The following is a 26,239-nucleotide window of genomic DNA, read 5'->3' as shown; positions in this document are numbered from 1 at the left end:
CCAGTGACCGGAGAGATCACCGTCTTCAGCGGGTCGGCGCACCCGGAGTTCGCGCGCGACGTGTGCCGCATCCTCGGGGTGCAGCTGAGCCCTTCGGTGGTGCGGCGCTTCAGCAACGACTGCCTGCAGGTGCAGCTGCGCGCCAACTGCCGGCGCCGTGACGTCTACGTCGTGCAGCCGCTGGTACCGCCGGTGCAGGAGAACCTCATGGAGCTCCTGCTCATGCTCGACGCGGCGCGGGGTGCCTCGGCCGACCACATCACCGCCGTCATCCCGCACTTCGCCTACGCCCGCTCGGACAAGAAGGACGAGCCGCGCATCTCGATCGGCGCCCGGCTCGTCGCCGACATGCTGGCCAGCGCGGGCGCGACCCGCGTGCTGACGATGGCCCTGCACTCCCCGCAGGTGCACGGCTTCTTCTCCGTGCCGGTCGACCACCTGAGCGCGACGCTGGAGCTGGCCGCGCACTTCCGCCGCTTCGACCTCAGCAACACCGTCGTCGTGTCCCCCGACCTCGGCAACGCCAAGGTCGCCGCCGCCTTCGCCCGCGAGCTGGGCCTGCCCGTGGCCGCCGGGTCCAAGCAGCGCCTCTCCGACGACCGGGTCGTCATCGACCGCATCGTCGGCGACGTCGAGGGCCGCGACGTCATCATCCTCGACGACGAGATCGCCACCGGCGGCTCGATCGTGGAGCTGCTGCGGGTGCTGCGCGAGCACGGCGCGAACGAGGCCTCGGTCGTCTGCACGCACGGGCTCTTCACCGGCCAGGCCATCGAGCGCCTGGCCAACGAGCCGGGCGTCAAGCAGGTGGTCACCACCGACACGGTCCCCCAGGCGCACGGCGACCGGCTGCCGAACCTGCACGTCCGCTCGGTCGCCCCGCTCTTCGCCGAGACCATGCACCGGATCCACCACGGCGAGAGCGTCAGCAGCCTCTTCAGCGACGTCGAGACGTACGGCTGACGGACGCGTCGCCGTCCGCGAAGCCAAGCCGTGGTCACGCCCTCGCCGACCCGGGTGCGTACGGGCTACAGTGCTCGGGTTCGCGGAGATCAAGCGGAAGCCGGTGGGACTCCGGCACGGTCGCGCCACTGTGTGGGCCAGCCCTCGACCAGAGGGTGACGCCCGAGTCAGACCCCTCCTCCACGGGCTCCCGACCACGGGTCGCTGAAACCCAGGAGGAACCATGACCGACCACCGCACCCCCACCGCCATCGCCGCGCCGGCCCCTGCGCCCGCAGCCGTGACGCTCAAGCCCGTCCCGCTGCACCAGGTGCTGCCCTGGCTCGCGTTCGCCGCGCTGCTCGCCTTCGTGGCGATGTACTTCGTCGGCGCCGAGCAGGGGGCCACCTCGCTGCTGAACGGCACCGCCGTGCACGAGTGGACCCACGACGGGCGCCACCTCCTCGGCTTCCCCTGCCACTGAGCCGCTGAGATGACCACAGCCCGGGACCTGCTGGTCCGGGGGCTGCTGGCCGGCCTGCTCGCCGGCGTCGCCGCGTTCTTCGTGGCGTACGTCGTCGGTGAGCCGTCCGTCAGCGCCGCCATCGCCCTCGAGGACTCCGCAGGGGGTCACTCGCACGGGACCGACACCGGTTCCGCCGCCGCCGAGGACCACGACCACGGTCACGCCGCCGGTGGTCACGACCACGGCACCGCCGGGGAGACCGAGGTCCCCCGTTCGCTGCAGTCGACCGCCGGACTGGCCACCGCGACGATCGTCGCCGGGGTCACCCTCGGCGGGCTGATCGGCGTGGTCAGCGCGCTCGGGATGGGCCGCTTCGGCCGACTCGGGGCCCGGGGCGTGCCGCTCCTGGTCGCCGGGCTCGGCTTCGTCGCGGTCTACCTCGTGCCGTTCCTGACCTACCCGCCCAACCCGCCGGCCGTCGGTTCGGCCGACACCATCGGCTACCGCACCGAGCTCTACTTCCTGCTCGTGGCCATCTCGGTGATCGCCGGGGTGACCGCCGTGCTGGTCGGCCGTCGGGCCGCTGCGCGCTGGGGCGCCTGGTACGCCGCGATCGTCTGCGGGGCCGCGTACGTCGTCGTGGTCGGCCTGGCGAGCAGCCTGGTGCCGACCTACGACGAGGTGCCCGAGGGCTTCCCGGCGAGCGTGCTCTACGACTTCCGGCTGTCGAGCGTGCTCGTCCAGCTCACCCTGTGGGGCGTCATCGGGCTCGTCACCGCCGAGCTGGCGCACCGCCTGGCCGTCCGCGGCCGTCGCAGCGAGCGCACCACCGCGCTGGTCGACGCGTGATCGCGCCGCCGTCGGCGGCGGCCGCCCGCGCCGCCCGGGAACGGTCGGACGCCCTGGCCAAGCCGCTCGGGGCGCTCGGACGCCTCGAGGACGCGGCTGCCTGGGTCGCCGCCTGCCAGGGCACCTGCCCGCCGCGCCCGCTCGAGCGCGTACGCCTCACCGTCCTCGCCGGCGACCACGGCGTCTCGCACGCCGGGGTCTCGGCCTACCCCCGCGAGGTCACCGGCGCGATGGTCGCCGCGATGGCCGGGGGCGGTTCGGGGGCGAACGTCCTCGCCCGCCAGCACGGCGTGGCCATGCAGGTCCTCGACATCGCGGTGGACGCCGACCTCGGCGGCCTCGGTCCCGCGGTCGGGCGCCACCGCCTGCGGCGCTCGTCCGGGTCGATCGACACCGAGGACGCGCTGAGGGCCGACGAGGTCCGCACCGCGCTGGACGCCGGCGCGGCGATCGCGGCCGAGGAGATCGCGGCCGGGGCCGACCTGCTGCTGCTCGGCGACCTGGGCATCGGCAACACCACACCGGCCGCGGCCCTGGTCGCCGCCACCTTCGGCGTGGGGGCGGACGCGGTCGTCGGGCGCGGCACCGGCGTCGACGACGCCGCGCTCGCGCACAAGACGGAGGTCGTCGCCACCGCGCTCGCCCGCGCCGGCGCGCGCGTCGACGACCCCGTGCAGCGGCTCGCCGCCCTCGGCTCGGCCGACCTCGCCGTCGGTGTCGGGTTCCTGTGCGCCGCGGCACGGGCCGGGGTGCCCGTCCTGCTCGACGGCATCGTCAGCCTCGCCGAGCTGGCCGTCGCCGAGGACCTCGAACCGGGCGTGGTCGCCTGGTGCGCCGCCGGCCACCGCTCCACCGAGCCCGCCCAGCAGCTCGCCCTCGACAAGCTCGGGCTCGAGCCGCTGGTCGACCTCGGCCTGCGCCTCGGCGAAGGGACGGGTGCGCTCACCGCGCTGCCCGTCCTGCGCTCCGCCGTCCTGCTGCTGCGCGAGATGGCGCTGCTCGCGGACCTGGCGCCGGGCGGGTAGGACCTCGGTGCTCGACGCGCTGCGGCTGGCCGGCGGGTTCCTGAGCGTCGTGCCCGTACGCCCGGTCGAGGCGACGCCGCGCACGGCCGGTCGCGCGATGGTCCTCGGGCCGGTCGCCGTGCTCCCGGTCGCCGCGCTCGCCGGCCTGGTCGTGCTGCTCGCGCAGCTCGCGGTGCTGCCGCCCGCCGTCCGCGCCCTCCTGGTGGTCGGCGTCCTGGCCCTGGGGACGCGGGCCATGCACCTCGACGGGCTCGCCGACACCGTCGACGGGCTCGGCGCCAGCTGGGACCGGGCCCGCGCGCTCGAGGTGATGCGCCGCGGCGACGTCGGCCCGATGGGTGCCGTCGCCCTGGTCGTCGTCCTCGGCCTCCAGGTCGCCGGGCTCGCCGCGCTCCCGTACGCGTCGGGTGGCGCCCTCGCGGTGCTGCTGCTGGTCTGCGCGTCGCGGGCCGTGCTCGTGCTGGTCTGCCGCGTCGGTGTGCCGGCGGCGCGACCGGACGGCCTGGGCCGGGTCGTCGCCGGCTCGGTCGGCCCGCTCGGGGTGGCGACCGGGACGCTCCTGCTCCTCGGCCTCGCGGTCGTCGCCGGGCTCGCCGTGCGTCAGCCGTGGTGGCTGGGGCTGGTCGCGGGGGTCCTGGCCGCGGTCGTGGTGCTCGTGCTGGTCCGGCACACCACGCGCCGCTTCGGCGGGGTCAGCGGCGACGTCATGGGGGCCGCGGTCGAGGCGGCGTTCGCGACGCTGCTGGTCGTGCTGGCGGCCGCGGCGTGACCACGCCGGTCCGGGCTCGGGGGCACTCAGACGTAGAGGGCGCGCCCCGCGACCATCAGCACGCAGTCCTCGCTCGCGCCGGCGACGGCGGCGTTGACCTGGCCGAGCAGGTCGGTGAACACGCGCCCCGAGCGGTGCTCCGACACCAGGCCCCAGCCCACCTCGTTGGTCACGGCCACGGCGATGCGCGGCGTCGAGCGCCACGCGTCGAGGAGGTCCTCGACGCGGGCGTCGAAGTCGGCCTGCCAGTCGGGCAGCGGCACGTCCCAGGTGCCCAGGCCGTCGACCACCGCGGTCACCCAGGTCCCCAGGCAGTCGACGAGGTAGGCGTCGTCGCCGCGGCGCAGCACCGCGGCCACGTCGTCGGTCTCGACGGTCGTCCAGTGCTCCGGGCGGCGCTGCTGGTGCACGCGCACCCGCGCAGCCCACTCCGCGTCGGTCGCCGGGTCGGGCACAGGGCCCGGCGCGACGTAGGTGACGGTCTCCGCGTCGGCCACCAGACCCTCCGCGAAGCGCGACTTGCCCGAACGGGCACCGCCGGTGACGAGCGTGCGCTGGGCCGGTGCCGAGGCGAGAGGAGACATCGGTGACGACCCTAGGCGCTGGCCCGCGGGCGACGGCGGCGGGCCTGCTGCTCGGCTACGCCGCCGACGTCGTCCTCGGCGACCCCCGCCGCGGGCACCCGGTCGCCGCCTTCGGCACCGTCGCCGGTGCCCTGGAGCGGCGGGTCTGGGCGCCCGACCGGCTCCGGGGGACGGCGTACGCAGGAGTGCTCGTCGGGGGTGCCGTGCTGCTCGGGGTCGGCCTCGAACGGCTCGGGCGTGCCCCGGTCGCCCGCGTCCTCGTCACGGCGGCGGCGACGTGGGCGGTGCTCGGGGGACGTTCGCTGCGGCGCGAGGCCGAGACGGTGGCCGCGCAGCTCGAGCGGGGCGACCTGGCCGCGGCCCGCGTGCAGGTGACGCACCTGGTGGGACGCGACACGACCCGGCTCGACGCCGACGAGGTCGCCCGGGCCTGCGTCGAGTCGGTCGCGGAGAACACCTCCGACGCCGTCGTCGCCCCGCTGCTGTGGGGCGCGGTCGCCGGCGTGCCGGGGCTGCTCGCCTACCGGGCCGCGAACACCCTCGACGCCATGGTCGGGCACCGCTCGGAGCGCTACCGGCGGTTCGGGTGGGCGGCGGCGCGGTTCGACGACCTGCTCAACCTCGGGCCCGCCCGCGTCGCCGGCCTGCTGGCCGCCGTCGCGGCGCCACTCGTCGGGGGCACCCCCGGCGCCGCGCTGGGCGCGGTGCGGCGTGACGCGGCCCAGCACCCCAGCCCGAACGCCGGCGTCGTCGAGGCGTCGTTCGCCGGGGCCCTCGGCGTCCGGCTCGGCGGGGTGAACGCGTACGAGGGGCACGTCGAGGACCGCGGGACGCTCGGCGACGGGCGACCGGTGGCGGTCGCCGACGTGGCCCGGACGGTCCGCCTGGCCCGGGCGACGTCGCTGCTGAGCCTCGCGGTCGCCGTCGGGCTGGCTCTCGGCCGCGGTCTCGTCCGCCGGACGTCCGCGTGAGCGTCCTCGTCCTGGGCGGCACGGCCGAGGCCCGCGCGCTGGCCGCGCGGCTCGTCGCCGACGGGGTCGACGTGCTCTCCTCGCTCGCGGGCCGCGTCTCGCAGCCGGCGCTGCCCGTGGGCCGGGTGCGGGTCGGCGGGTTCGGCGGGGTCGAGGGCCTCGCGACGTTTCTCGTGGAACATCACGTCACCGCCGTCGTCGACGCCACGCACCCCTTCGCCGCGAGGATCTCGGCCAACGCGGCCGCAGCCTGCGCCGTCACCGGCACCCCGCTGCTCCGCCTGGCCCGCCCCGGCTGGTCCGAGCACCCCGACGCCGGACGGTGGACCTGGGTCGACGGCGTCGAGGGCGTGCTCGCCGTCCCCGGCGAGCGGCCGTTCCTCACCACCGGTCGGCAGGGGCTGGCCGCCTTCCTGCCCTGGGCCGACCGCTCGGTCCTCGTCCGGGTGGTCGACCCGCCCGACCTCGACCTGCCACCGGCCTGGCGGGTCGTCCGCTCGCGCGGGCCGTACGCGCTCGACGGCGAACGGGCGCTCCTCGCCGAGCACCGCGCCGACCTGCTCGTGACCAAGGACTCCGGCGGCACCCACACCGAGGCCAAGCTCGACGCCGCGCGCGAGCTCGGCGTACCCGTCGTCGTGGTCCGTCGGCCGTCGGCACCCGCGGACGTCCCCGCGGTCGGCGAGGTCGGGGACGCCGTCGCCTGGGTGCGCACCGCGGCCGGCTGACCGCGGCGGCTAGTTTCGGCGGCGTGACCACCACCCACGTCGTGCTCGTGTCCTGGCGTCCCGGCACGGCCGAGGAGGCCGAGCGGACCGTGCGCCCGCTCGTCGCCGACTTCGGCCGGACCATCCCCGACGTCGTCGACGTCGTCGAGGGGCCCTCCTCGAGTCCCGAGGGCAAGGAGGACGGCTTCGACTACATGCTCGTCGTCACGTTCGCCTCGCCGGAGGCGCGCGACGTCTACCTCGACCACCCCAACCACGAGCCCGTGAAGTCCGCCATCGGCGCCAACGCGGACCGGGTCGTCGTCTTCGACGTCTGACCCGCGGCCGAGGCCGCCCGACCCGCCACCTCTGCCCGTACTCCGACCACTGGTCAGCTCTGGTCGCTCCAGACCTTCTCCGCGGCCCACAGGTGACCAGTGGTCACCACACCGAGGGGCAGGAAGCCGGCAAGCAGCCGGCGGGAGCTCAGGCGAGCGAGGCCTCCCAGGCGTCGTGCAGGGCGGCGTAGCGGCCGTCCGACTCGTCCAGCAGGAGCGAGGGCGGGCCCTGCTCGACGATCTCGCCGCGCTCGACGACGAGGACGCGGTCGGCGATCTCGACCGTGCTCAGGCGGTGGGCGATGATCACCGCCGTACGGTCGGCGAGCACGGTCTGCAGCGCCTGCTGCACGAGCCGCTCGCTCGGGATGTCGAGGCTCGACGTCGCCTCGTCCAGGACCAGCACCGCGGGGTCGGCGAGGAAGGCTCGGGCGAACGCGACCAGCTGGCGCTGGCCCGCGGAGAGCCGGCCGCCGCCCTTGGCGACGTCGGTGTCGTAGCCCTCCGGCAGCGCCTCGATGAACGTGTCGGCCCCGACCGCGCGGGCCGCGGCCTCGACCTCGGCGCGGGTGGCGTCGGGCCGGCCGAACCCGATGTTGTCGGCCACGCTGCCGGAGAACATGACGTTCTCCTGCGTCACCATCACCACCGCCCGGCGCAGGTCGGCGTCGGCGAGCTCGCGCAGGTCGACCCCGTCGAGGCTCACCCGTCCCCGGGTGGGGTCGTAGAAGCGGGCCAGGAGCTTGGCGATCGTCGTCTTGCCCGCGCCGGTCGTCCCCACGACGGCGACGGTCTCGCCCTCGCGCAGGGTCAGCCCGAGGTCCCGAACGACGAGGCGCTCGGGGTCGTAGCCGAAGTCGACGTGGTCGAAGCGGACCTCGCCGCGCGGCCGCGGCAGCGCGACGGGGTGGGCCGGCTCGGGCACTCCCGGCTCCTCCTCGAGCACCCCGGACAGCTTCTCCAGCGCCGACGAGGCGGACTGGAAGGTGTTGAAGAACTGGCTGATGTCCTGCATCGGCTCGAAGAACATCCGCAGGTAGAGCAGGAAGGCCGTCAGCACGCCGATGGTGATGTCGCCCTCGAGCGCCCGGTAGCCGCCGAACAGCAGGGCCGCGCCGATGGTGATGTTGCCGACCAGCCGGACGCCGGGCATGAAGACGGCGACGAGGCGGAAGGAGTCGGTGTTCGCGTCCTTGTAGCGGTCGGCGATGCCGTCGAAGATGTCGGAGTTGCGGCCCTCGCGGCGGTAGGCCTGCACCGCGCGGATGCCGGTCATGGTCTCGACGAACTGCACGATGACCAGGGCCGACAGCTCGCGGACCCGGCGGTAGACCGTGGCCGAGCGCCGCGCGAACCACCGCACGAGCAGCAGCAGCACCGGGAAGCAGAGCAGGCAGACCAGGCCCAGCTCCACGTCGAGGCTGAGCATCAGGACCGCGACGCCGACCATGGTCAGCACCGCGGTCACCAGGCCGTCGAAGCCGCCGACGAGCAGCTCGGAGATGGCGTCGATGTCGCTGGTCAGCCGCGACGTCACGCGGCCGGAGGTGAAGCGGTCGTGGAAGGCGACGTCGAGCTTCTGGAAGTGGGTGAAGACCCGGCGCCGCAGCTCGAGCAGCACGTCCTGGCCGATCCGCCCCGACACCCGCAGGAAGGCGATCCGGCCGAGCGACTGCAGCACGACGGCGACGAGCATCGCCGCGACGATCATCAGCAGCGTGCGGGGGCTCCCGCCGTCCATGACCGGCGGCAGGCCCTGGTCGATCCCGCGGGCCACGAGCAGCGGGATCGACAGCCGGGCGGCGTTCTCGACGAGGACGACGAGCACCATGACCACGATCCAGCCCTTGTACGGGCCGAGCAGCGAGCCGAGCAGGCGCCGGCTGCGCTGGCGCAGGAAGCGGCTGCCCGTACGGCTGACCTCCTCGTCGCTCGCGCCGGAGTCGACCCCGACGCCCCGCCACCGCTCGTGCTCGTCGACGACCACCGCCCGCTCGACCTCGCGCTCGTCGTCGGCGACCTCGAGGGGCCGCTCCTGGGCGGTCGTCACGAGGCCACCTCCAGCAGCTCGTCGGAGGGGTCGAGCTCGGCCGACAGCAGCGCGCGGTAGGCGGGCACGGTCTCCAGCAGCTCGGTATGGGTGCCGACGTGGGTGATCGTGCCGCCCTGCAGGAGGGCGACGCGGTCGGCCAGCAGCACGGTCGACGCCCGGTGGGCGACGACGATGCCGGTCACGTCGACCAGGACGCGCCGCAGCGCCTCCTCGACCAGCGCCTCGGTGTGGATGTCGAGGGCGGACAGCGTGTCGTCGAGGACGAGCACCGACGGGCGGGCGAGGACGGCGCGGGCCAGGGCCAGGCGCTGGCGCTGACCGCCGGACAGGCTCATGCCCTGCTCGCCGATGCGGGTGTCCAGGCCGTACGGCAGCTCGTGGACGAACTGCGCCTGGGCGACCTCGACGGCGGCGAGGACCTCCTCGTCGCTCGCGTCGGGCTGGCCGAGAGCGACGTTCTCCCGCGCGGACATGCTGAACAGCACCGGGTCCTCGAACGCCGTGGCCACGAGCTCGCGCAGCCGGTCGAGGCGCAGGTCGCGGACGTCGACGCCGTCGAGCGTGATGCGCCCGCCGGTGACGTCCCAGAGCCGGGCGACGAGGTTGGTGAAGATCGTCTTGCCCGACCCGGTGGCGCCGACCAGGGCGACGGTCTCCCCGGGCGCGAGGTGCAGGTTGACGTCGTGCAGGACGTCCTCGCTCGCGTCCGGGAAGCGGAACGACACGTGCTCGAAGGCCAGCTCGCCGCGGACGGCCTCGAGCTCGCGCGGCCCGTCGACGATGGTGATCTCGGCGTCGAAGACCTCCGCGATGCGGTCGGCCGCGGTCATCGCGTCCTGGGTCATCGACAGCAGGAAGCCCAGCGAGGTCACCGGCCAGACGAGCGACATCATCAGCGTCGTGAAGGCGACCAGGGTGCCGAGCGTGACCCGGTCCTGCGCCACGGCGAGCGCGCCGAGGCCGAGCACGATGATCAGCGTGACGCTGGGGATGACGTCGAGGAAGGTCCAGAAGTTCGACTGCACCCGTACGCGCGTGACGGCGGTGTCGTGCAGCCGCGTGCTGCGGCGGTCGAAGCCGCCGAAGACGTGGTCGGCCCGCCCGAAGGACTTGATCACCCGCAGCGAGCGGGCCATCTCCTCGACGCTGGAGGTGACGTCGCCGGTCTGGTCCTGCACCGCGCGGGAGAGCTTGGTGTAGACCTTCTGCGTCCGCAGCGACACCCAGGTGACGGGGACGGTCGAGGCCACCACGACCAGCCCGAGCGGCCAGTAGAGGTGCAGCAGGATCGCCACGACCACGACGATCTGCAGGATGTTGACGCCGAGGAAGACCAGGCCGAAGCCGAGGAAGCGGCGGATCACCGACAGGTCGGAGGTGATGCGCGAGAGCAGCTGCCCGGAGGCCCAGCGCGAGTGGAAGGCCAGGGGCAGGCGCATGAGCCGGGCGTAGAGCTGCGTACGGATGTCGGTCTCGACGCCGAGGGTCGCCTTGGACACGATCCAGCGCCGGATGAACATCAGCAGCGCCTCGCCGACGCCCACGGCGATGGCGACGGCCCCGAGCACGTACAGGCCCGGCCGGTCGCTGTTCGCGATCGGGCCGTCGACCACGCGGCGGGTCACCAGCGGCACGAGGATGCTCGCGCCGATGCCGAGCACGGCGACGACGACGAGGACGACGAAGCGCCAGCGGTAGGGCAGGAGGTAGGAGCGGAAGCGCCAGATCGAGGTGGCGGCGCCCGTACGGGCCTCGCCGTCGCGGTTCCGGGCGGTCGGGAGCAGCGAGACCGTGGGTCCGGGGTTCGCGGCAGGCGGAGAGGACAGGGCTGTGCCTTAGGTCGGCGCGGATGGCTTAGTTCCAGTATGCAAGGAGCGCAACCGCGCCGGCGAGGGGATTAGTCCTCGGCACCGCTCCCAGCGCCGGTCCCCGTGCCGTCCTCCGCACCCGCGCCGGCGCCGAGCGAGCCCTCCAGGCCGACGATCCGGTCCTCCTCGTCGAAGCGGACCTCTACCCGGCCGTCCGGCCCGAGGAGCACCGCGTCGCGCCCGGCCGGCTCGAGGCCGAGGCCGCGCAGCTCCGCGTACGCCTCGAGCGCGCGGCGGTGGTCGAGGACCGCGCCGCCCATCAGCGTCTCCCCGATGACCGAGACCGCGGTGACGAGGCTGGGCGCCGGCAGCGCCGCGCGGGGCTCGTCGAGCACGAAGGCCACGACGGTGCCGCCGCCCACCTCGGCGGTGTAGTGCGGCAGGCCGCCGTTCACGAGGCCGGCGACCACGGCGTACTCGACGGCGTCGGCGCGGGCGCTCCCCCGCAGCGGCACCTCCGCGCTCGTCAGCTCCGGGATGCCGAAGCGCGTGCCGAAGTCCCGCACAGTGGCCGCGCGCGCAACGACCGCGTCGGCAAATGCGTTGACGTTGTTCCAGGCCCACATCCAGCTGCCCGGGCCGGGGGCCGCGGTGCCGACGAGGTGGGCGGGCGTCTCCAGGGTCCCGGCCGGACCGGTGAAGGTCAGCCGGCCGGCCTCGAGGTCGACGTCCCAGCGCTCGGCGTACCCGCCGCCCTCCCGAGGAGGTCGCCCAGCCGGCGCTGCCGCTCGGTGCTGAGGAAGGCCGCGTCGTCGAGCACGTCGTTCAGGGACCGGATCGGCTGCACCTCGTCACCGTAGGCGCTGCCCCTGCGAGGCTGGCCCCGTGACCGAGCTGCTCGTCGTCCTCGTCGTCGCCCTCGTCGTCATCGCCGGCGCCAGCGTGGTCGGTCCTCGGCTGCGCGTCGCGGCGCCCCTGCTGCTGGTCGCCGTCGGTGTGCTCGCGAGCTTCGTCCCCGCGCTGGCCGGCGTGCAGGTCGAGCCCGACTGGATCCTCGAGGGCGTCCTGCCGCCGCTGCTGTACGCCGCCGCCGTGTCGATGCCGACGATGAACTTCCGCCGCGAGTTCGGCGCAATCAGCGGGCTGTCGGTGGTCCTCGTCGTGCTCAGCGCGGTCGTGCTCGGGCTGTTCTTCAGCGCCGCGGTGCCCGGCCTGACCCTCGCGTACGGGGTGGCGCTCGGCGCGATCATCAGCCCCACCGACGCCGTGGCCACCTCGATCGTCAAGCAGACGCCCACGTCGCGGCGGGTCGTCGCGATGCTCGACGGGGAGAGCCTGCTCAACGACGCCACGGCGCTCGTCCTCCTCGGCACCGCCACGCTGGCGGCGACGCAGGCCTTCTCCTTCTGGGGCACCGTCGGCGACTTCGCCTGGTCGATCGTGGTCGCGGTGGTGCTGGGGACCGGGGTCGGTGCGGTCAACCTCCTGGTCCGGCGCCGGATCACCGACCCGACCGTGAACACGGTGATCTCCTTCGCCGTCCCCTTCGTCGCCTCGCTGCCCGCCACGCTCCTGGGCGCCTCGGGGCTGGTCGCGGCGGTGGTGGCCGGCCTGCTGACCGGTGTGCTCGCGCCGCGCCACCTCTCCCCGCAGAACCGGCTGTCCGACTCCCAGAACTGGCGCACCGTCGAGCTCGTCCTGGAGGGGGCGGTCTTCCTCACGATGGGGCTGCAGATCTCGAGCATCGTCACCGACGTCGAGCGCGACCACGCCGGCGTCGGCACCGCGGTGCTGGTCGCGGCCGGGGCGCTCGTGCTCGTCCTGCTGGTGCGCGCCGCGTACGTCGTGCCGCTCCTGGTCTTCCTCAGCCGCATGGCGCAGCGAGGTCAGCAGCTCCGCGACCGGCTCGAGGAGTTCCAGTCCTCGATGGGCACGCCCGAGGGCAGGCGCGAGAGCTTCGAGGCGGTGAACCGCGGCCGGCGGCCGCGCTCGGAGCGCGACGTGGACCGCTTCGCCTCGCGCGTCACCCGTGTCCTGGCCGACATCGAGTACTTCCGGCGCCAGCCGCTGGGCTGGCGCGACGGGACCGTCGTCGTCTGGGCGGGCATGCGCGGCGCCGTGACCGTGGCCGCGGCCCAGACGCTGCCCGAGGACACCCCGCAGCGTTTGCTGCTCGTGCTCGTGGCCTTCGCGGTCGCCGCGCTGTCCCTGCTGCTGCAGGGCGGGACCGTGGGTGCCCTCGTCCACCGCCTCGGACCGAGCACCGACCCCGCCGAGGTCGAGCGCCAGGAGGCCGCGGAGCGCGACCGCATCACCGAGCTCGTGCGCACGACCACGGCGGCCCTGCCCGCGCCGCCGCACCCGGACGGGCCGCCGACCGGCGAGCAGTTCGTCGCGGCGAAGGAGCACCGCCTCGCGGTCATCGCGGCGCAGCGCAGCGCCCTGCTCGACGCGCGCGACCACGGCACCTTCGACGCCGAGCTGCTCGAGCACGCGCTGGCCAACCTCGACGCCGCCCAGATCTCGCTCGAGATGCGCAGCAGCCTCGCGGTCTGACCGGCGCGCGCCTCAGCCGTAGGTGTCGCGGGGGCCGCGGCCGTCGCGGACCGAGCGCCCGCCGTGCTTCCACGACGGGGCGTCGGGGCCGAGGACACGCACGAAGCGCACGGTGTCGGCGCCGAGCTGCTCGTTGAGCATGGCCACGAGCTGGGGGGCCATGTGCCGCAGCTGCGTCGCCCACGCGGTCGAGTCGGTCCGGACGGTCAGCTCGGCGTCGGCGTAGCGCTCGGGCTTGGAGTGCAGCGCGAGCGTCGGCCCGACGAGGAGCGCCCAGCGCGCGAGCAGCGTCCGCACGTTGACCTCGGCGGCCCAGCCCTTGGCGTCGACGAGACGGTGCACGGCCCGCGACAGGGTCTGCGGGTCCCGGTCGTCGGGGTGCGCGCCGGAGCTGACCGGGTCGACCGTGCGGCGCCGCTCCCCCGAGGGCGGCGGACGGCGCCGCCGGGCCCGGGCGCCGAGCGCGCGGGCCGTCTCCCGGGCCAGGCTCAGCCCGGTCGGGTCGTGCGGGACGGCCTCGTGCTCCTCGGGCGGCGGCTCCCCCGGCTCGACCGGGTCCCTCGGCTCAGGCATCCGGCGTGACCTCCCCGCCGGCGACGCGGAAGCGGCGCCCGGACAGGACGGCCGGCACGTCACCGCCGACCGCGGCGGTGACCAGCACCTGCTCGGCCCCGCTGACCATGCTCGCCAGCCGCTCGCGCCGGGTGGCGTCCAGCTCGGCGAAGACGTCGTCGAGCACCAGCACCGGCTCCACCCCGTCGGAGCGCAGCAGCGCCAGGCTGCCCAGCCGCAGCGCGAGGGCGAAGGACCAGGACTCGCCGTGGCTCGCGTAGCCCTTGGCCGGCAGCACCCCGAGCGAGAGCAGCACGTCGTCGCGGTGCGGGCCCACCAGCGAGATGCCGCGGGCGACCTCGTCGTTCCGGCGGGCCGTCATCGCCGCGGTCAGCGCGGCGACGATCGCGTCCCGGTCCGCGCCGGGCTCGAGGTCGACCGCGGTGACGTACTCCGCGGCGGCCTCGCTGTTGGTCGGGGCGATGTCGGCGTACGCCTTGGCCAGGTGCGGCACGAGGTCGCCGAGCGTGACCAACCGCGCCTCGACCAGCTCCGCCCCGGCCGCCGCCAGGTGGGCGTCCCACACGTCGAGCGTCGCCGCGGCGTCCGCGCCGGGCGGTCCCCCGCGGCTGCGGCCGCTCAGCGACTTGAGCAGGGTGTTGCGCTGACGCAGCACGCGGTCGTAGTCGGCCCGCACCCCCGCCATCCGCGGCCAGCGCGAGACGACGAGGTCGTCGAGGAAGCGCCGCCGCTCCGACGGGTCGCCCTTGACCACGGCGAGGTCCTCGGGCGAGAACACGACCGTCCGCAGCACGCCGACGATCTCGCGGGTGCGGCGCACGGGGGAACGGTTCAGCCGCGCGCGGTTGGCCTTGCCCCGGCTGATCTCCACCTCGAGCTGCAGCTGGCGCTCGTCGTCCAGGCCGGCCTGCACCCGCGCCCGGGCGATGGCCCGCTCCGCGCCCGCCCGCACGAGCGGCACGTCGCTCGACACCCGGTGCGAGCCGAGCGTCGAGAGGTACTCGACGGCCTCGACCAGGTTGGTCTTGCCCTGCCCGTTGGCGCCCACGAAGACCACCACGCCCGCGCCGAGCGCGACGTCGACAGCCGCGTACGACCGGAAGTCGACGAGCTGCAGGTGGTCCACGAACACGCCCCCATTCAACAGGGCCGGGCCACCGCGCACTGCCCGCGCGCGCCCGGGGCGTCTGAAACGGCCCGCATACGCTGTAAGCGTGCTCTACACCGCCGTGTACGTGAGCAGCGCCGTCGGGTCATGGTCGACCCCGGAGCTCTCGGCCCTGCTCGCGCAATCGCGGGCGAAGAACACCGGTCTCGGCATCACGGGCGTCCTCCTGCACCGCGAGGGCTCCTTCATGCAGGTCCTCGAGGGCGAGGAGGACGTCGTCCGCCCGCTCTACAACGTGATCGCCCACGACCCCCGCCACGCCGACGTGGTCAACGTCTGGAGCAGCCTGTCCCCGCACCGCCGCTTCGGCGACTGGAGCATGGGCTTCCGCGACCTGGACTCCCACCCGGTCGACCTCCCGGGCTACACCGACGTCCTCGAGGCCCCGCCGAACCACGAGCTCCTCCGGAGACGCCTCGCGGCTGCCGACTTCCTCTCGAAGTTCGTCCCCGTCGCCTGATCTGCTCGATCCGCGCCCCGAGATCGCGCTCGGGCCGCGCGCTGAGCGCGAGTCCTGCGCCTCGAGTCGATCTGGGGTCGGTTTCTGAGCAGACCGCCGCCCCACAGAGGTTCGAGCGCGCCCGACCACAGCGGAGCCGTACCCCTGAAGTCGGGTAGGCCAGCGACCTGACACGCAGCGTCGGCCGCAGTGAGCGCGGACGCGACGTGAACGAGGGTCTGCGGGTCGCGGCTCCGCGCGTGGATGGGTCTGGCGGGAGCACGGGCGCGACCGCCTACGTCGAGACGACGAGATCACGCGCCCGTGCGGATGGTTGCGCGGAGCCGCGACCCGCAGGCCCGACGGCCCCGACCCGACCCAGCCTCAGGCGGTGTCGGACTGCCCGGAGTTCTTCCCGCCGGCCTGGTCGGCGTTCTCCCCGCCGGCCTCGAGCGAGTCGCCGGCCGGCAGCTCGTGGTGGCCGCCGAACTGCTGACGCATGGCCGACAGCACCTGGTTGGCGAAGCGGTCGTTGTCGCGGGAGGCGAAGCGCTCGAAGAGCGACGCGGCCAGGACCGGGACCGGGACGCCCACGTCGATGGCGGCCTTGACCGTCCAGCGGCCCTCGCCCGAGTCGGACACGCGGCCGGCGAGGCCGTCGAGCTGCGGGTTGGACTGCAGCGCGGCGGCCGTCAGGTCGAGCAGCCACGAGGAGATCACCGAACCGCGACGCCAGAGCTCCGACACCTTCGCGGTGTCGATGTCGAACTGGTAGAACTCCGGCTCCTCCAGCGGCGCGATCTCCGCTGAGTGCTCGGCCTGCTTCTCGCCCGCGTCGGCGTTTTGCAGGATGTTCAGGCCCTCGGCGAAGGCGGCCATGATCCCGTACTCGATGCCGTTGTGGACCATCTTGACGAAGTGGCCAGCGCCGGACTTGCCGCAGTGCAGGTAGCCCTGCTCCTCGGGCGCGAGCTCGCCGCTGCGGCCCGGGGTGCGGTCGATCTCGCCGGGCCCGGGGGCGATGGTCTTGAGCACCGGGTCGAGGAGGGCGACGGCCCGGTCCGGCCCGCCGACCATGAGGCAGTAGCCGCGCTCGAGGCCGAACACGCCACCGCTGGTGCCGATGTCGACGTAGCTGATGCCCTGCTCGCTCAGCTTGGCCGCGCGGCGGACGTCGTCGTGGTAGTTCGAGTTGCCGCCGTCGATGATGATGTCGCCCTCGTCGAGCAGCGGGGCGATCTGGTCGACGATCTGGCCGGTGAGGCCCGCCGGGATCATCACCCACACGGCGCGCGGGGTGCTGAGCTTGGAGATGAAGTCCTCCATGGAGGACGACCCGGTCGCCCCCTCGCCCTCGAGGCTCTTCACCGAGTCGGCGTTGACGTCGTAGACGACGCACTCGTGCCCGCCGCGCATCAGACGGCGGACGATGTTCGCCCCCATCCGGCCGAGGCCCACCATTCCGAGCTGCATGCCAAAACTCCTTCGCCGAAGACTCGCGGCTCAACCTAGCGGGACCGGGCTCCCACCCCCGGCCCGGGTCTTGTCACCCATCGCGCACGGTCGGCACCGGACGCAGAACCCGAGCGGCAGGGAGCGGACCTCGTCATGAGCGTGTGAGGGAGGGCGCCGGTCGCGTCTGGACGACGAGCGGGGCACGACACGCTCTTCGTCGTGCCCCGTGAGGAGGAAGACGCGAGCGTGAGGCGCCCGACCGAGTCAGCTCAGGACGATGACCAGCTCAGCTGGGCAGGCGCATGAGCATGATCACGTGCCGGTAGTCCGTCAGCGCTTCGCCGTTGAGCTCGGGGACGCCGGTCAGCTGGCAGGGCTTGCTCGGCGCGGTGAAGGCGAAGTTCACGTACGGGGTGTCGAAGGCCCCGAGCGCGTCGAGCAGGTAGTTCGGGTTGAAGCCGGCGGCCGTGACGGCGAGGTCGCCGCCCTCGGGCTGGTCGACGACGGCCTCGATGGCCTCGGACGCCTGCGCCTGGTCGCCGGTGGCGGCCTCGAGCGTCACCGAACCCTCCGAGATCAGCATCCGCAGCGAGGTGTTCCGCTCGGCGACGAGCGCGACGCGGCGGGCGGCCGCGATGACCTCGGCGGTGCTGACGCGGACGTTCATCACCGCGGCGGTGTTCATGATGTGGCGGACCTTGGGGAACTCCCCGTCCAGCAGCCGCGTCGTCGTCTGCCGCTCGCCGTTGGCGCCGTGGCCCTCGAAGCCGATGATGCCCTCGCCGGCCCCCACGCTGGCCAGGCTGAGCGTGACCTCCTCGCCGGCGGTCATCGAGCGCGAGGTGTCGTTGAGGACCTTCGCCGGCACCAGCGCGGTCGCCGAGGCCTGCGTCGAGGCCGGGTTCCAGGTGAGCTCCTTGAGCGCCATCCGGTAGCGGTCGGTCGCGAGCAGCGAGATCGTCTCGCCCTCGATCTCGACCCGGACGCCGGTGAAGACCGGCAGCAGCTCGTCGCGGCCGGCGGCGACGACGACCTGCGCGACGGCCTGGGCGAAGACCGTGCTGGGCACGGTGCCGCTCGACTCGGGCATCGTCGGCAGCGCCGGGTAGTCCGAGACGGGCAGCGTCTGGAGCGTGAAGCGGGCGCTGCCGCAGACGAGCTCCATGCGCGTCTCGTCGCTGGTGATGTCGACCGGCTTGGCCGGGAGGCTCTTGGAGATGTCGGCGAGCAGGCGGCCGGAGATCAGCGCCTGGCCCTCGTCGGCGACGGCGGCCTTGACGCTGATCTGCGCGGAGGTCTCGTAGTCGAAGCTCGAGAACGTCACGCCCTCGGCGTCGGCCCGCACCAGGAGGCCGGCGAGGATCGGCACGCTCGGGCGTACGGGCAGGCTGCGGGCCGCCCACTGGACGGCCTCGGCCAGCACGTCGCGCTCGAGCCTGATCTTCACGCGTCCTCCTCGACAGCCCGCTGCGGAATCACACGCCGGCCGCTACGACCGGCCCGTGGGCACGGCGAAGCATAGCGAGCGCGGACGCCCCTGCCGCCCGCCGACCGTAGCGACCCCGCGCTCAGGCCTTCTCGCCCGGACGCAGCGTCCGCAGCTCCTCGGCCGCGGCCAGCACCTCGTCCTGCAGCGGCACCAGGACCTCGAGCTCGGACGGCGGCGGCCCGGTGAAGACCGGACGGACCTCGAAGACGAGGTCGAGCACGCCCTCGCGGGTCGGCGTCCCCTTGCGCATGACCATCGCGTCGCCGGCGAGCCGGCTGTACTCGTTGATCCGGCCGCGCCAGCCCGGGTTGTCGACGGTCTGCACGTCGCGCATCGCCCGGGACAGCGCGTCCAGGCCCTGCTCCAGGCGCAGCAGCTGCGGACGGCGGGCGTCGAGGTCGAGGGTGATCACCGCGTCCTCACCGCCGTCGTCGTCGGACTGGCGCCGGAACAGCTTGTCGAGCAGACCCACGGTCGTTCCTCGCTTGATCGTCGCGCCGCGACCCTCCTGTGCACAGCTTCGGGGTCGCCAGACTCAGACCATCTTTTCGTATCTCTCTCTTCATCGTCGTCGTAGGTGCTGTGGGCACTGTGGAGAACTACACGTCCGCGCTGGTCAGCGCGGCGATCGGCCTCGGGAGCCAGGTGTGGACCACTCGGAATGACACGGGGAGGATTTGCGGACACGCTGACGCGGCGCGACGACTGCCCACGGGTCGTCCCGGGCGGATCGTGTGGTTTCCCCCGTTGTCCACACCCTTGTCCCCAGGTGTGGGGAGGCCGTCACCCGATCGTGATGCGCGGTCGGTAACACCGGGCCGGGCGTCGTCGGACGCTCACCGGGACGTCGCCCGCCGTTCAGCCGCACGTCACCCGGGTGCTCCTGCGGGCGTCCGAGACTGGCCCGCGGTGCACCCGGTGCACCAGGCGACCCGGCACGGACGACCCGGGTGCGCAGGAGGATGGGTGCGACCGCCCACGAGCGGCCGCCGGGAGAGGGAGCGCGACGTGACGATCATCCGCGAGGGGTTCCGGGAGTACCTGGACGACCTCATCTCGTCGGGCTACAGCGTGCGGCCCGACGAGCACGGCTCCGACCCCGACCTGATCGGCCCCGACGGCGACCCGATCGAGAGCTGGCGCGAGGACCACCCGTACGACGAGAGGATGGACCGCGACACCTACGAGGAGCAGAAGTACGCGCTCCAGATCGAGCTGCTGAAGTTCCAGTACTGGATCGCTGACACCGCCCAGAAGCACGTGATCCTCTTCGAGGGCCGCGACGCCGCCGGCAAGGGCGGCACCATCAAGCGGTTCATGGAGCACCTGAACCCGCGCTCCGCCCGCGTCGTCGCGCTCAACAAGCCGACGACGACCGAGGCCGGCCAGTGGTACTTCCAGCGCTACGTCAGCCAGCTGCCCACCGCCGGCGAGATGGTCCTGTTCGACCGCTCCTGGTACAACCGCGCCGGCGTCGAGCGCGTCATGGGCTTCTGCACGCCCGCTGAGTACGAGCAGTTCTTGACCCACGCGCCGCTGTTCGAGCAGATGCTCGTCGACAGCGGCGTGCACCTGACCAAGTTCTGGTTCTCGGTGACGCGCCAGGAGCAGCGCACCCGCTTCGCGATCCGCCAGATCGACCCCGTACGCCGCTGGAAGCTCTCCCCGATGGACATCGAGTCCCTCGACCGCTGGGACGCCTACACCGACGCCAAGGAGGCCATGCTGGCCGCCACGGACACCGACGTCGCCCCGTGGACGACGGTGAAGAGCAACGACAAGAAAGCCGCCCGCATCAACGCGATGCGCTTCTTCCTCGACCAGTTCGCGTACGCGGACAAGGACACCTCGGTGGTCTACCCGGCCGACCCGCTCCTGGTCCGTCGTGGGCGGGACTCGTTCGGCGACTGAGTCGCTCTCCTCCGGCTCGGTCGGTGCCGTCTGGTGCCGGTCGGGCGCAGGGCCTCGGCGCCGAGCAACCATCCGCACGGGCGCGTGGTCCACGCTGGGCGACGTCGGCGGTCGCGCCCGTGGTCCCGCCAGACCCATCCACGCTCGGCGCCGAGGCCCTGAGCCCTCCCTTCGACGTCACGTGGCCGCGGGGGCTCCTCGGTCGTCCTCCGGCCTCCAACACAGGCCTGGCGCGGGTCTGCGTGTCCAGCGAGGCGTCCTCGTGCGCGCACGGCAGGTCGAGAAGCGCTCGTGGGTACGCGGGCGGCTCCGTCGTGCTCAGGTCGTGCGTACTGGCGCGATCTGCTGGAGGGCTGCGCGCGGCTCCCTTGTGTTCATGCCCTTCGACAGTCCCGACGCCGGGGTGCGGCAGACCGTGGACGGCACCCGCCTGTGGTCCGTACCGAAGCGTGCTGGAGCCCCCGATGAGGCTGAGCGGTGAAGGAGTGGTCCTGAGTGACGGCGCCGAGCGTGGATGGGTCTGGCGGGAGCACGGGCGCGACTGCGAACGTCGCTCAGCGTGGACCTCGCGCCCGTGCGGATGGTTGCTCGGCGCCGTCGCTCAGGACCCGACGGATCCCAGACGAAGCCCCAGGAGAGCCGACCAGTGCAGCGAGGTCAGCGCTGCGAGGCCTGCTGTTTGATCCGGTTCGTCAGCTCCGTCACCTGGTTGAAGGTGCTGCGGCGCTCGCCCATGCTCGTGTTGATCTTCTTGTTGGCGTGCATGACCGTCGTGTGGTCGCGGCCGCCGAACTGCTGGCCGATCTTGGGCAGCGAGAGGTCGGTGAGCTCGCGGCAGAGGTACATCGCGATCTGGCGGGCGTTCACGAGCTGCTGCGTGCGGCTGCCGCCGCAGAGGTCCTCGATGGTGATGTCGAAGTAGGACGCCGTCTGGGCCATGATCATGCTGCTGGTGATCTGGGCCTCCCCGCCGGCGGGGATGAGGTCCTTGAGGACGATCTCGGCGAGGGCGAGGTCGACCTGCTGGCGGTTGAGGCTGGCGAAGGCGGTGACGCGGATCAGGGCACCCTCGAGCTCGCGGATGTTGGTCTGGATCCGGCTGGCGATGAACTCGAGCACGTCGGGACCGGCGACGAGGCGCTCCTGGGCGGCCTTCTTGCGCAGGATGGCGATGCGGGTCTCGAGGTCGGGCGCCTGGACGTCGGTGATGAGCCCCCACCCGAACCGGCTGCGCAGGCGCGGCTCGAGGTTCTCCAGCAGCTTCGGCGGCCGGTCGCTCGTCATGACGATCTGCTTCTCGGCGTTGTGCAGCGTGTTGAAGGTGTGGAAGAACTCCTCCTGCGTCTGCTCCTTGCCCTCCAGGAACTGGATGTCGTCGATCAGCAGGACGTCGACGTCGCGGTAGCGCTGGCGGAACTCCGCGCCCTTGTTCTGGCTGATGGCGTTGATGAAGTCGTTCGTCAGCTCCTCGGTCGAGACGTAGCGCACGCGCGTCGTCTCGAAGTAGCTGCGGACGTAGTGGCCGAGGGCGTGCAGCAGGTGGGTCTTGCCCAGCCCGGAGTCTCCGTAGATGGTCAGCGGGTTGTACGACTTGCCCGGGTTCTCCGCGACGGCGATGGCCGCGGCGTGGGCGAAGCGGTTCGAGGCGCCGATGACGAAGGTCTCGAAGGTGTACTTCGGGTTGAGCCGGGCGCCGACCTCGCGGCGCGGGCGCAGCCCGTTGCCCTGGTGGGCGCCGCCGTGGGCGATCGGGCTGCCGTCGCTGCGGGCGCCGAAGCCGGCGTTGCGGTCGGCCACGTCGTCGACGGGCAGCGGGGCCTGGGCCGGGGCGTAGGTCCGCTGCTCGCCGGCGGGCTGCTCGGGCGCGTACGCGGCCTCGGTGTCCTGCGGCTGCTCCGGGGCGGGTGCGGCGTCGGTGCGCGCACGGTCGAGGACCTCGCGCTCCCCCGGCGGGCGCCGCTCGCGGGAGGCCTCCTGGTCGAGCTCGATGGAGGACGGGGAGGGGTTGAGACCGTCGTCGACGGTCACCATGATCTTCATCCGGCGGCCGTAGACGCCCTCGAGGCTCTGCTCGACGTGGCCGCGGAAGCGGACCTCGAGCAGGTTGCGGGCGAAGTTGCTCGGCACCGCGATGATCATCACGTCGTCGTGCACGTTCAGCGGCTTGGCGTTGTCCAGCCAGCGGCGCAGCTCCGGCGAGGCCCCGAGGACCACCTGCTCGAACGCCTCGGCCGCGTGCGGTGTGCCCGAAGTGCCGCTGTCCACGACGTCGCTCACGCGCACCCGTGCCTCTCCATCGATGTCCCCCCGAGCACGTACGACACCCGTGAGGGGGTCGACGCCACCCGACGGACGGTCTGTCCAGTGTCTGTCGGTCGTTCCCACTCCACAGTGTTGTCCACAACCTGTGCATGCACGAACTGCCGTCTCCCGGCGTACCGGGCACGCAGGTGGAGACGCACCGTGGGGACAACCCCCGAAGCCCCAGAGGCACGACGTGAAGTGAAGGCGAGGCGCGACGCTAGCAACCGAAAACTGGCCGGTGCAAGCCCGTGGGGGCACCAATCTCGACCCTTCCCGGCGTGTCGTCTGGACACGCCGGAAGGATCGCTCTGGTGCTCCGGCCCGGTCGGTTTGACCTGTTTGTGAGCCCCCCGTACCGTTGGTGGGTCGCTGTGACCAGCGGCACCCCCGCCCGCACCCCGACCACCCGTCGTCGGTCCGGTCGGACGCACGACCCGAACCCGCCTGAACCCGAACACCCTGGGGAGTCCTCCCGATGAGCAAGCGCACCTTCCAGCCGAGCAACCGGCGTCGCAGCCGCACCCACGGCTTCCGGCTCCGGATGCGTACGCGCGCCGGCCGCGCCATCCTCGCCGCCCGCCGCGGCAAGGGTCGCGCGAAGCTCTCCGCCTGAGCCTTCGCGCTCCAGAGGTGCTTCCCCGGACCGCGCGTCTGCACGAGTCAACCGACTTCCGTCGGGTGACCCGGGCAGGGGTGCGCGCGGGGAGGCCCACGCTGGTGGTGCACGCCGTCCTCGGAGCCGACCCGCAGAGCCGGGTCGGCTTCGTCGTGTCGAAGGCCGTCGGCGGCGCCGTGGTGCGCAACCGGGTCAAGCGCCGGCTGCGTCACCTGGTCGCCGCCGAGCTGTCCCGCACCGGGACCGCGGACGCGGACGTCCCGCGCGACGTCGTCGTCCGGGCGCTGCCTGCGTCGAGCACGTCGCCGGAGCGGCTCGGTGACGACCTGGCGTCGGCGTGGAGCCAGGCGATGCACCGGTCGTCCCCTGGTCGCACCCGGACATCGCGGTGAAGCACCTCCTGATCGCGCTGCTGCGCGTCTACCGTCTGGTGGTGAGCCCGCTCTACGGCAACGTGTGCCGCTACTACCCGAGCTGCTCGGCGTACGCGCTGCGTGCGGTCGAGGTGCACGGGGCGGTCCGCGGTCCCTGGCTCGCCGCGCGGCGGCTGCTCCGCTGCCACCCCTGGACGCCGGGCGGGTACGACCCCGTCCCCGGCACGCCGGAGTGGCACGAGGAGCAGGCCGTCCTCGCCGCGGCGGCCGGTGACGCCGAGCACTCCTCCTACCAGCCGGGGCACGCCCCGCACCGCCACTCCCCCACCGAACCGCGATCGCCAGTCCTGCAGAGGGTGACCTGATGCTCAGCCCGTTGTTGACCTCCTTGTCGATCTGGGACCCGTTCATCTCGATCGGCAGCACGATCCTGCAGCCGCTCTACTGGGTGGTGTCGGGCATCCTGGTGCTCTTCCACTCCGTGTGGTCGCCGCTCTTCGGCGCCGACAACGGCTGGACCTGGGCCCTGTCGATCGTCTCGCTGACCGTGGTGATCCGCGTCGCGCTGATCCCGCTGTTCGTCAAGCAGATCAAGTCGTCGCGCTCGATGCAGCTGCTTCAGCCCAAGGTGCGCGAGCTGCAGAAGAAGTACGGTCACGACCGCGAGAAGCTCGGCGCGGAGACCATGAAGCTCTACAAGGAGAACAACGCCAACCCGTTGGCCTCCTGCCTGCCGCTGCTCATCCAGATGCCGATCTTCCTGGCGCTGTTCCGGGTGCTCGACGGCGCGGCCCGCAACATCCCGCGCGGCCACTGGCTCAAGCCGGACGTCAGCCCGGGCCTCGTCGACTCGCTGAACAGCTCGACGATCCTCGGCGCCCGGATCTCCGACACCTTCACCAAGGTGGGCTTCGCCAACGGCATCACGAGCGTCCACGTCCTGACGCTCGGCCTGATCCTCGCCATGACCGCGACGCTCTTCGTCACGCAGCTCCAGCTGATGCGCAAGAACATGCCGGCCGAGGCGCTCGAGGGCCCGTTCGCGCAGCAGCAGAAGATCATGCTGTACGTCTTCCCGCTGATCTTCGCCATCGGCGGCATCAACTTCCCGGTCGGCGTCCTCATCTACTGGTTCACCTCGAACCTGTGGACGATGGGCCAGCAGTTCTACGTGATCCGCCGCAACCCCGCGCCGGGCACGCCTGCCTTCGCGGCGTGGGAAGAGCGGCACCAGCGCCACCAGAGCCACCGCCAGGCCACCGAGCCCGCGACCGAGGTCGCGCGGGGCGGGGTCGCCGTCGCTGAGTCCAACGGAGCGGCGGCCGCGGCACCCGCACCGCCCCGGGTCGTCCGGCAGCAGCCGCGCAAGTCGTCGCGGTCCCAGCGCCAGCGCTGACCCACCCAGTCCACCCGGCCCGCCCGGCACCACGCCCGTGAGGGCGGCCGCGGACCGGACCAGACCGGCCCGCACCGTACGCGGGTCGGAGTGCGCCGCCGGGCCCCGGCCCGGCGGGAGGAGAGGTTGACCCCATGAGCGAGACGACGAACGGCAGCGCGACGACCGAGCAGGGCGTCGGGCCCGACCAGACCAGCGAGACGGTCGTCGTCGACGACGGCGCCAGCACGGTGACCGACGACGCGACCCTCGCTCCGGCGACCTCCGACGAGGACGCGCTGGAGCAGTCCGAGGACGACGACGCGGCCGAGGACGCCGAGGACGAGGACGAGGACGAGAACCCGCTGGAGGCGGAGGCCGAGGTGGCCGCCGACTACCTGGAGGAGCTGCTCGACATCGCCGACCTCGACGGCGACATCGACACCTTCATCGAGGGCGACCGCGCCCACGTCTCGATCGTGAGCGAGTCGAAGGTCCTCGTCGGGCCCGACGGCACGGTCCTCGACGCGCTCCAGGAGCTCACCCGCCTCGCCGTGATGACGGAGACGGGCAACCGCAGCCGACTGATGCTCGACGTCGCCGGTTACCGCGAGACGCGGCGCACCGAGCTGCTCCAGGTCGCCAAGGACGCCGTGGAGGAGGTGCGGAGCTCCGGGCAGCGGGCCGCCCTCGCGCCGATGAACCCCTTCGAGCGCAAGATCGTGCACGACGCCGTCGCGTCGGCCGGGCTGGTGAGCGAGTCGGAGGGCGAGGAGCCGCGCCGCCACGTCGTGGTGCTGCCGGCGTCCTGACGCCGAGCGGCAGGAGCGACGCGATGACCGACGTCGGGCCGGAGGTCGTGGAGGCGGTGTTCGGCACCGACGCCGCCCTCGCGGAGCGCTACGTCGAGATCCTCGCGACCACCGGGGTCGATTGGGGGCTCATCGGTCCGCGCGAGACCGACCGGCTGTGGGAGCGGCACGTCCTCAACAGTGCAGCCGTGGCGGACCTCGTGCCGGGCGACGCCGACGTCGTCGACGTGGGCAGCGGTGCGGGCCTGCCCGGCCTGCCCCTCGCGCTCGCACGGCCCGACCTCCGCGTGACGCTCCTCGAGCCGCTGCTGCGCCGGGCGACCTTCCTCACCCAGACGGTCGAGGACCTCGGACTGGGCGGACGGGTCGAGGTCGTCCGTGGTCGGGCCGAGGACCACCGCGGCGCGTACGACGTGGTCACCTCGCGCGCGCTGGCCCCGCTCCCCCGGCTGCTCGAATGGTGCCTGCCGCTCACCGCGCCCGGCGGGGCGGTGCTGGCCGTGAAGGGCCGGTCCGCCGCCGAGGAGGTCGAGCAGGAGTCCGCCGTGCTCGCCCGCCGCCGCCTGAGGGTGGACGTCCTCTCGGTGCAGGCGCACGCGACGTCCGAGCCGACCACCGTGGTGCGGGTCCGTCGCGCTTGAGCCTTCGCCTCGCG

28 protein-coding genes are annotated in these 26,239 nt (G+C 73.2%); 17 read left to right on the top strand and 11 right to left on the bottom strand.

Annotation, left to right across the window (positions count from 1 at the left end; all coding sequences use genetic code 11):
- Positions 1–3 precede the first annotated feature (3 nt).
- The 5 genes from BLU42_RS17090 to BLU42_RS17070 all read left to right on the top strand — a co-directional run bounded on the left by BLU42_RS17090 (position 4) and on the right by BLU42_RS17070 (position 4,051).
- The gene (locus BLU42_RS17090; protein WP_231918228.1) at positions 4–963 is read left to right on the top strand and encodes a ribose-phosphate diphosphokinase; all 960 of its coding nucleotides are present in this window, start codon (positions 4–6) and stop codon (positions 961–963) included.
- A 223-nt stretch (positions 964–1,186) separates the two neighbouring features.
- Entirely contained in the window at positions 1,187–1,426 is a 240-nt protein-coding gene (locus BLU42_RS17085) for a CbtB domain-containing protein (protein WP_091077146.1), read from the top strand.
- Between the two features lie 9 nt (positions 1,427–1,435).
- Positions 1,436–2,257 carry a CbtA family protein gene (locus BLU42_RS17080; RefSeq protein ID WP_091077143.1) on the top strand — a complete coding sequence of 274 codons (822 nt, stop codon included), beginning with the start codon at positions 1,436–1,438 and terminating at the stop codon, positions 2,255–2,257.
- Positions 2,254–3,282: a nicotinate-nucleotide--dimethylbenzimidazole phosphoribosyltransferase gene (cobT, locus tag BLU42_RS17075; protein ID WP_091077139.1), complete on the top strand. Its 1,029-nt coding sequence runs from the start codon at positions 2,254–2,256 to the stop codon at positions 3,280–3,282. Before BLU42_RS17080 ends, cobT begins: the two co-directional genes overlap by 4 nt.
- 7 nt (positions 3,283–3,289) lie before the next feature.
- Positions 3,290–4,051, top strand: coding sequence for an adenosylcobinamide-GDP ribazoletransferase (locus tag BLU42_RS17070; protein WP_091077136.1), 762 nt, complete (start codon positions 3,290–3,292; stop codon positions 4,049–4,051).
- A 26-nt stretch (positions 4,052–4,077) separates the two neighbouring features.
- Here BLU42_RS17070 and BLU42_RS17065 read toward each other — a convergent pair whose 3' ends face one another.
- Positions 4,078–4,635 carry a bifunctional adenosylcobinamide kinase/adenosylcobinamide-phosphate guanylyltransferase gene (locus BLU42_RS17065; RefSeq protein WP_091077133.1) on the bottom strand — a complete coding sequence of 186 codons (558 nt, stop codon included), beginning with the start codon at positions 4,633–4,635 and terminating at the stop codon, positions 4,078–4,080.
- A gap of 2 nt (positions 4,636–4,637) precedes the next feature.
- Between BLU42_RS17065 and BLU42_RS17060 the strand changes: the two genes are divergently transcribed.
- Genes BLU42_RS17060 through BLU42_RS17050 form a run of 3 tightly spaced genes read left to right on the top strand, consistent with a single transcriptional unit; the run spans position 4,638 to position 6,651 of the window.
- Entirely contained in the window at positions 4,638–5,606 is a 969-nt protein-coding gene (locus BLU42_RS17060; protein WP_091077131.1) for a cobalamin biosynthesis protein, read from the top strand.
- A complete protein-coding gene (locus BLU42_RS17055; protein WP_091077128.1) occupies positions 5,603–6,334 on the top strand; it encodes a cobalt-precorrin-6A reductase in 732 nt (243 codons plus the stop codon). The genes BLU42_RS17060 and BLU42_RS17055 overlap by 4 nt, the downstream gene beginning before the upstream one ends.
- A gap of 23 nt (positions 6,335–6,357) precedes the next feature.
- Entirely contained in the window at positions 6,358–6,651 is a 294-nt protein-coding gene (locus tag BLU42_RS17050) for a Dabb family protein (RefSeq protein ID WP_157720064.1), read from the top strand.
- A gap of 148 nt (positions 6,652–6,799) precedes the next feature.
- Here BLU42_RS17050 and BLU42_RS17045 read toward each other — a convergent pair whose 3' ends face one another.
- From BLU42_RS17045 to BLU42_RS20730, 4 genes are all read right to left on the bottom strand, one after another.
- The gene (locus BLU42_RS17045; protein WP_157720063.1) at positions 6,800–8,701 is read right to left on the bottom strand and encodes an ABC transporter ATP-binding protein; all 1,902 of its coding nucleotides are present in this window, start codon (positions 8,699–8,701) and stop codon (positions 6,800–6,802) included.
- A complete protein-coding gene (locus BLU42_RS17040) occupies positions 8,698–10,407 on the bottom strand; it encodes an ABC transporter ATP-binding protein (protein WP_331715279.1) in 1,710 nt (569 codons plus the stop codon). The genes BLU42_RS17045 and BLU42_RS17040 overlap by 4 nt, the downstream gene beginning before the upstream one ends.
- Before the next feature lie 194 nt (positions 10,408–10,601).
- On the bottom strand, positions 10,602–11,219 hold the full coding sequence (locus BLU42_RS17035; protein ID WP_331715278.1) for a DUF6882 domain-containing protein: 618 nt from the start codon (positions 11,217–11,219) through the stop codon (positions 10,602–10,604).
- On the bottom strand, positions 11,216–11,359 hold the full coding sequence (locus BLU42_RS20730; RefSeq protein WP_157720061.1) for a hypothetical protein: 144 nt from the start codon (positions 11,357–11,359) through the stop codon (positions 11,216–11,218). The genes BLU42_RS17035 and BLU42_RS20730 overlap by 4 nt, the downstream gene beginning before the upstream one ends.
- Before the next feature lie 38 nt (positions 11,360–11,397).
- Here BLU42_RS20730 and BLU42_RS17030 point away from each other — a divergent pair, with 38 nt between their 5' ends.
- Positions 11,398–13,068 carry a cation:proton antiporter gene (locus BLU42_RS17030; protein ID WP_091077120.1) on the top strand — a complete coding sequence of 557 codons (1,671 nt, stop codon included), beginning with the start codon at positions 11,398–11,400 and terminating at the stop codon, positions 13,066–13,068.
- 12 nt (positions 13,069–13,080) lie between these two features.
- Here the strand turns inward: BLU42_RS17030 and BLU42_RS17025 are convergent, their stop codons facing one another.
- Together BLU42_RS17025 and recF are read right to left on the bottom strand one after the other, a co-directional pair.
- Positions 13,081–13,641, bottom strand: coding sequence for a DUF721 domain-containing protein (locus BLU42_RS17025; protein WP_091077116.1), 561 nt, complete (start codon positions 13,639–13,641; stop codon positions 13,081–13,083).
- On the bottom strand, positions 13,634–14,773 hold the full coding sequence (gene recF / locus BLU42_RS17020) for a DNA replication/repair protein RecF (RefSeq protein WP_091077112.1): 1,140 nt from the start codon (positions 14,771–14,773) through the stop codon (positions 13,634–13,636). The genes BLU42_RS17025 and recF overlap by 8 nt, the downstream gene beginning before the upstream one ends.
- A gap of 82 nt (positions 14,774–14,855) precedes the next feature.
- On the opposite strand from recF, the gene BLU42_RS17015 reads away from it, so the two are divergent.
- Complete coding sequence (locus BLU42_RS17015; RefSeq protein WP_157720060.1) at positions 14,856–15,269, top strand: BLUF domain-containing protein; 414 nt, start codon at positions 14,856–14,858, stop codon at positions 15,267–15,269.
- Positions 15,270–15,632: 363 nt separating this feature from the next.
- Here BLU42_RS17015 and gnd read toward each other — a convergent pair whose 3' ends face one another.
- The 3 genes from gnd to BLU42_RS17000 all read right to left on the bottom strand — a co-directional run bounded on the left by gnd (position 15,633) and on the right by BLU42_RS17000 (position 18,664).
- Positions 15,633–16,721, bottom strand: a complete 1,089-nt coding sequence (gene gnd / locus BLU42_RS17010; protein WP_091077110.1) for a phosphogluconate dehydrogenase (NAD(+)-dependent, decarboxylating) — start codon at positions 16,719–16,721, stop codon at positions 15,633–15,635.
- 268 nt (positions 16,722–16,989) lie between these two features.
- Complete coding sequence (gene dnaN, locus BLU42_RS17005) at positions 16,990–18,150, bottom strand: DNA polymerase III subunit beta (RefSeq protein ID WP_091077107.1); 1,161 nt, start codon at positions 18,148–18,150, stop codon at positions 16,990–16,992.
- A gap of 121 nt (positions 18,151–18,271) precedes the next feature.
- Positions 18,272–18,664: a hypothetical protein gene (locus tag BLU42_RS17000; protein ID WP_091077104.1), complete on the bottom strand. Its 393-nt coding sequence runs from the start codon at positions 18,662–18,664 to the stop codon at positions 18,272–18,274.
- 545 nt (positions 18,665–19,209) lie between these two features.
- On the opposite strand from BLU42_RS17000, the gene ppk2 reads away from it, so the two are divergent.
- The gene (gene ppk2, locus BLU42_RS16995) at positions 19,210–20,103 is read left to right on the top strand and encodes a polyphosphate kinase 2 (RefSeq protein WP_197680832.1); all 894 of its coding nucleotides are present in this window, start codon (positions 19,210–19,212) and stop codon (positions 20,101–20,103) included.
- 657 nt (positions 20,104–20,760) lie between these two features.
- On the opposite strand, the gene dnaA is transcribed toward ppk2, so the two are convergent.
- Positions 20,761–22,380, bottom strand: a complete 1,620-nt coding sequence (gene dnaA, locus BLU42_RS16990; protein WP_172825718.1) for a chromosomal replication initiator protein DnaA — start codon at positions 22,378–22,380, stop codon at positions 20,761–20,763.
- A gap of 502 nt (positions 22,381–22,882) precedes the next feature.
- On the opposite strand from dnaA, the gene rpmH reads away from it, so the two are divergent.
- The 6 genes from rpmH (at position 22,883) to rsmG (ending at position 26,225) form a co-directional block, all read left to right on the top strand.
- Positions 22,883–23,020, top strand: a complete 138-nt coding sequence (rpmH, locus tag BLU42_RS16985; protein WP_091077096.1) for a 50S ribosomal protein L34 — start codon at positions 22,883–22,885, stop codon at positions 23,018–23,020.
- 17 nt (positions 23,021–23,037) lie between these two features.
- A complete protein-coding gene (gene rnpA / locus BLU42_RS16980) occupies positions 23,038–23,415 on the top strand; it encodes a ribonuclease P protein component (protein ID WP_091077092.1) in 378 nt (125 codons plus the stop codon).
- Entirely contained in the window at positions 23,412–23,762 is a 351-nt protein-coding gene (gene yidD, locus BLU42_RS16975; protein WP_172825815.1) for a membrane protein insertion efficiency factor YidD, read from the top strand. Before rnpA ends, yidD begins: the two co-directional genes overlap by 4 nt.
- Entirely contained in the window at positions 23,762–24,793 is a 1,032-nt protein-coding gene (gene yidC, locus BLU42_RS16970; RefSeq protein ID WP_091077087.1) for a membrane protein insertase YidC, read from the top strand. Before yidD ends, yidC begins: the two co-directional genes overlap by 1 nt.
- Before the next feature lie 134 nt (positions 24,794–24,927).
- Positions 24,928–25,584, top strand: a complete 657-nt coding sequence (locus BLU42_RS16965) for a Jag family protein (protein WP_091077084.1) — start codon at positions 24,928–24,930, stop codon at positions 25,582–25,584.
- A 23-nt stretch (positions 25,585–25,607) separates the two neighbouring features.
- A complete protein-coding gene (rsmG, locus tag BLU42_RS16960; protein WP_091077082.1) occupies positions 25,608–26,225 on the top strand; it encodes a 16S rRNA (guanine(527)-N(7))-methyltransferase RsmG in 618 nt (205 codons plus the stop codon).
- Positions 26,226–26,239 lie beyond the last annotated feature (14 nt).

The sequence above is a fragment of the Microlunatus sagamiharensis genome (assembly GCF_900105785.1).
GTDB classification, from domain to species: domain Bacteria; phylum Actinomycetota; class Actinomycetes; order Propionibacteriales; family Propionibacteriaceae; genus Microlunatus; species Microlunatus sagamiharensis.
Note: the sequence above shows the minus strand (reverse complement) of the source record. Positions and strands in the feature narration are given on the sequence as shown.

Coding starts and splice junctions, on each gene's coding strand:
- BLU42_RS17085 (WP_091077146.1), top strand. CDS start 1,187: ATGACCGACCACCGCACCCCCACCGCCATCGCCGCGCCGGCCCCTGCG.
- BLU42_RS17080 (WP_091077143.1), top strand. CDS start 1,436: ATGACCACAGCCCGGGACCTGCTGGTCCGGGGGCTGCTGGCCGGCCTG.
- BLU42_RS17065 (WP_091077133.1), bottom strand. CDS start 4,635: ATGTCTCCTCTCGCCTCGGCACCGGCCCAGCGCACGCTCGTCACCGGC.
- BLU42_RS17025 (WP_091077116.1), bottom strand. CDS start 13,641: ATGCCTGAGCCGAGGGACCCGGTCGAGCCGGGGGAGCCGCCGCCCGAG.
- gnd (WP_091077110.1), bottom strand. CDS start 16,721: ATGCAGCTCGGAATGGTGGGCCTCGGCCGGATGGGGGCGAACATCGTC.
- rpmH (WP_091077096.1), top strand. CDS start 22,883: ATGAGCAAGCGCACCTTCCAGCCGAGCAACCGGCGTCGCAGCCGCACC.
- yidC (WP_091077087.1), top strand. CDS start 23,762: ATGCTCAGCCCGTTGTTGACCTCCTTGTCGATCTGGGACCCGTTCATC.
- BLU42_RS16965 (WP_091077084.1), top strand. CDS start 24,928: ATGAGCGAGACGACGAACGGCAGCGCGACGACCGAGCAGGGCGTCGGG.
- rsmG (WP_091077082.1), top strand. CDS start 25,608: ATGACCGACGTCGGGCCGGAGGTCGTGGAGGCGGTGTTCGGCACCGAC.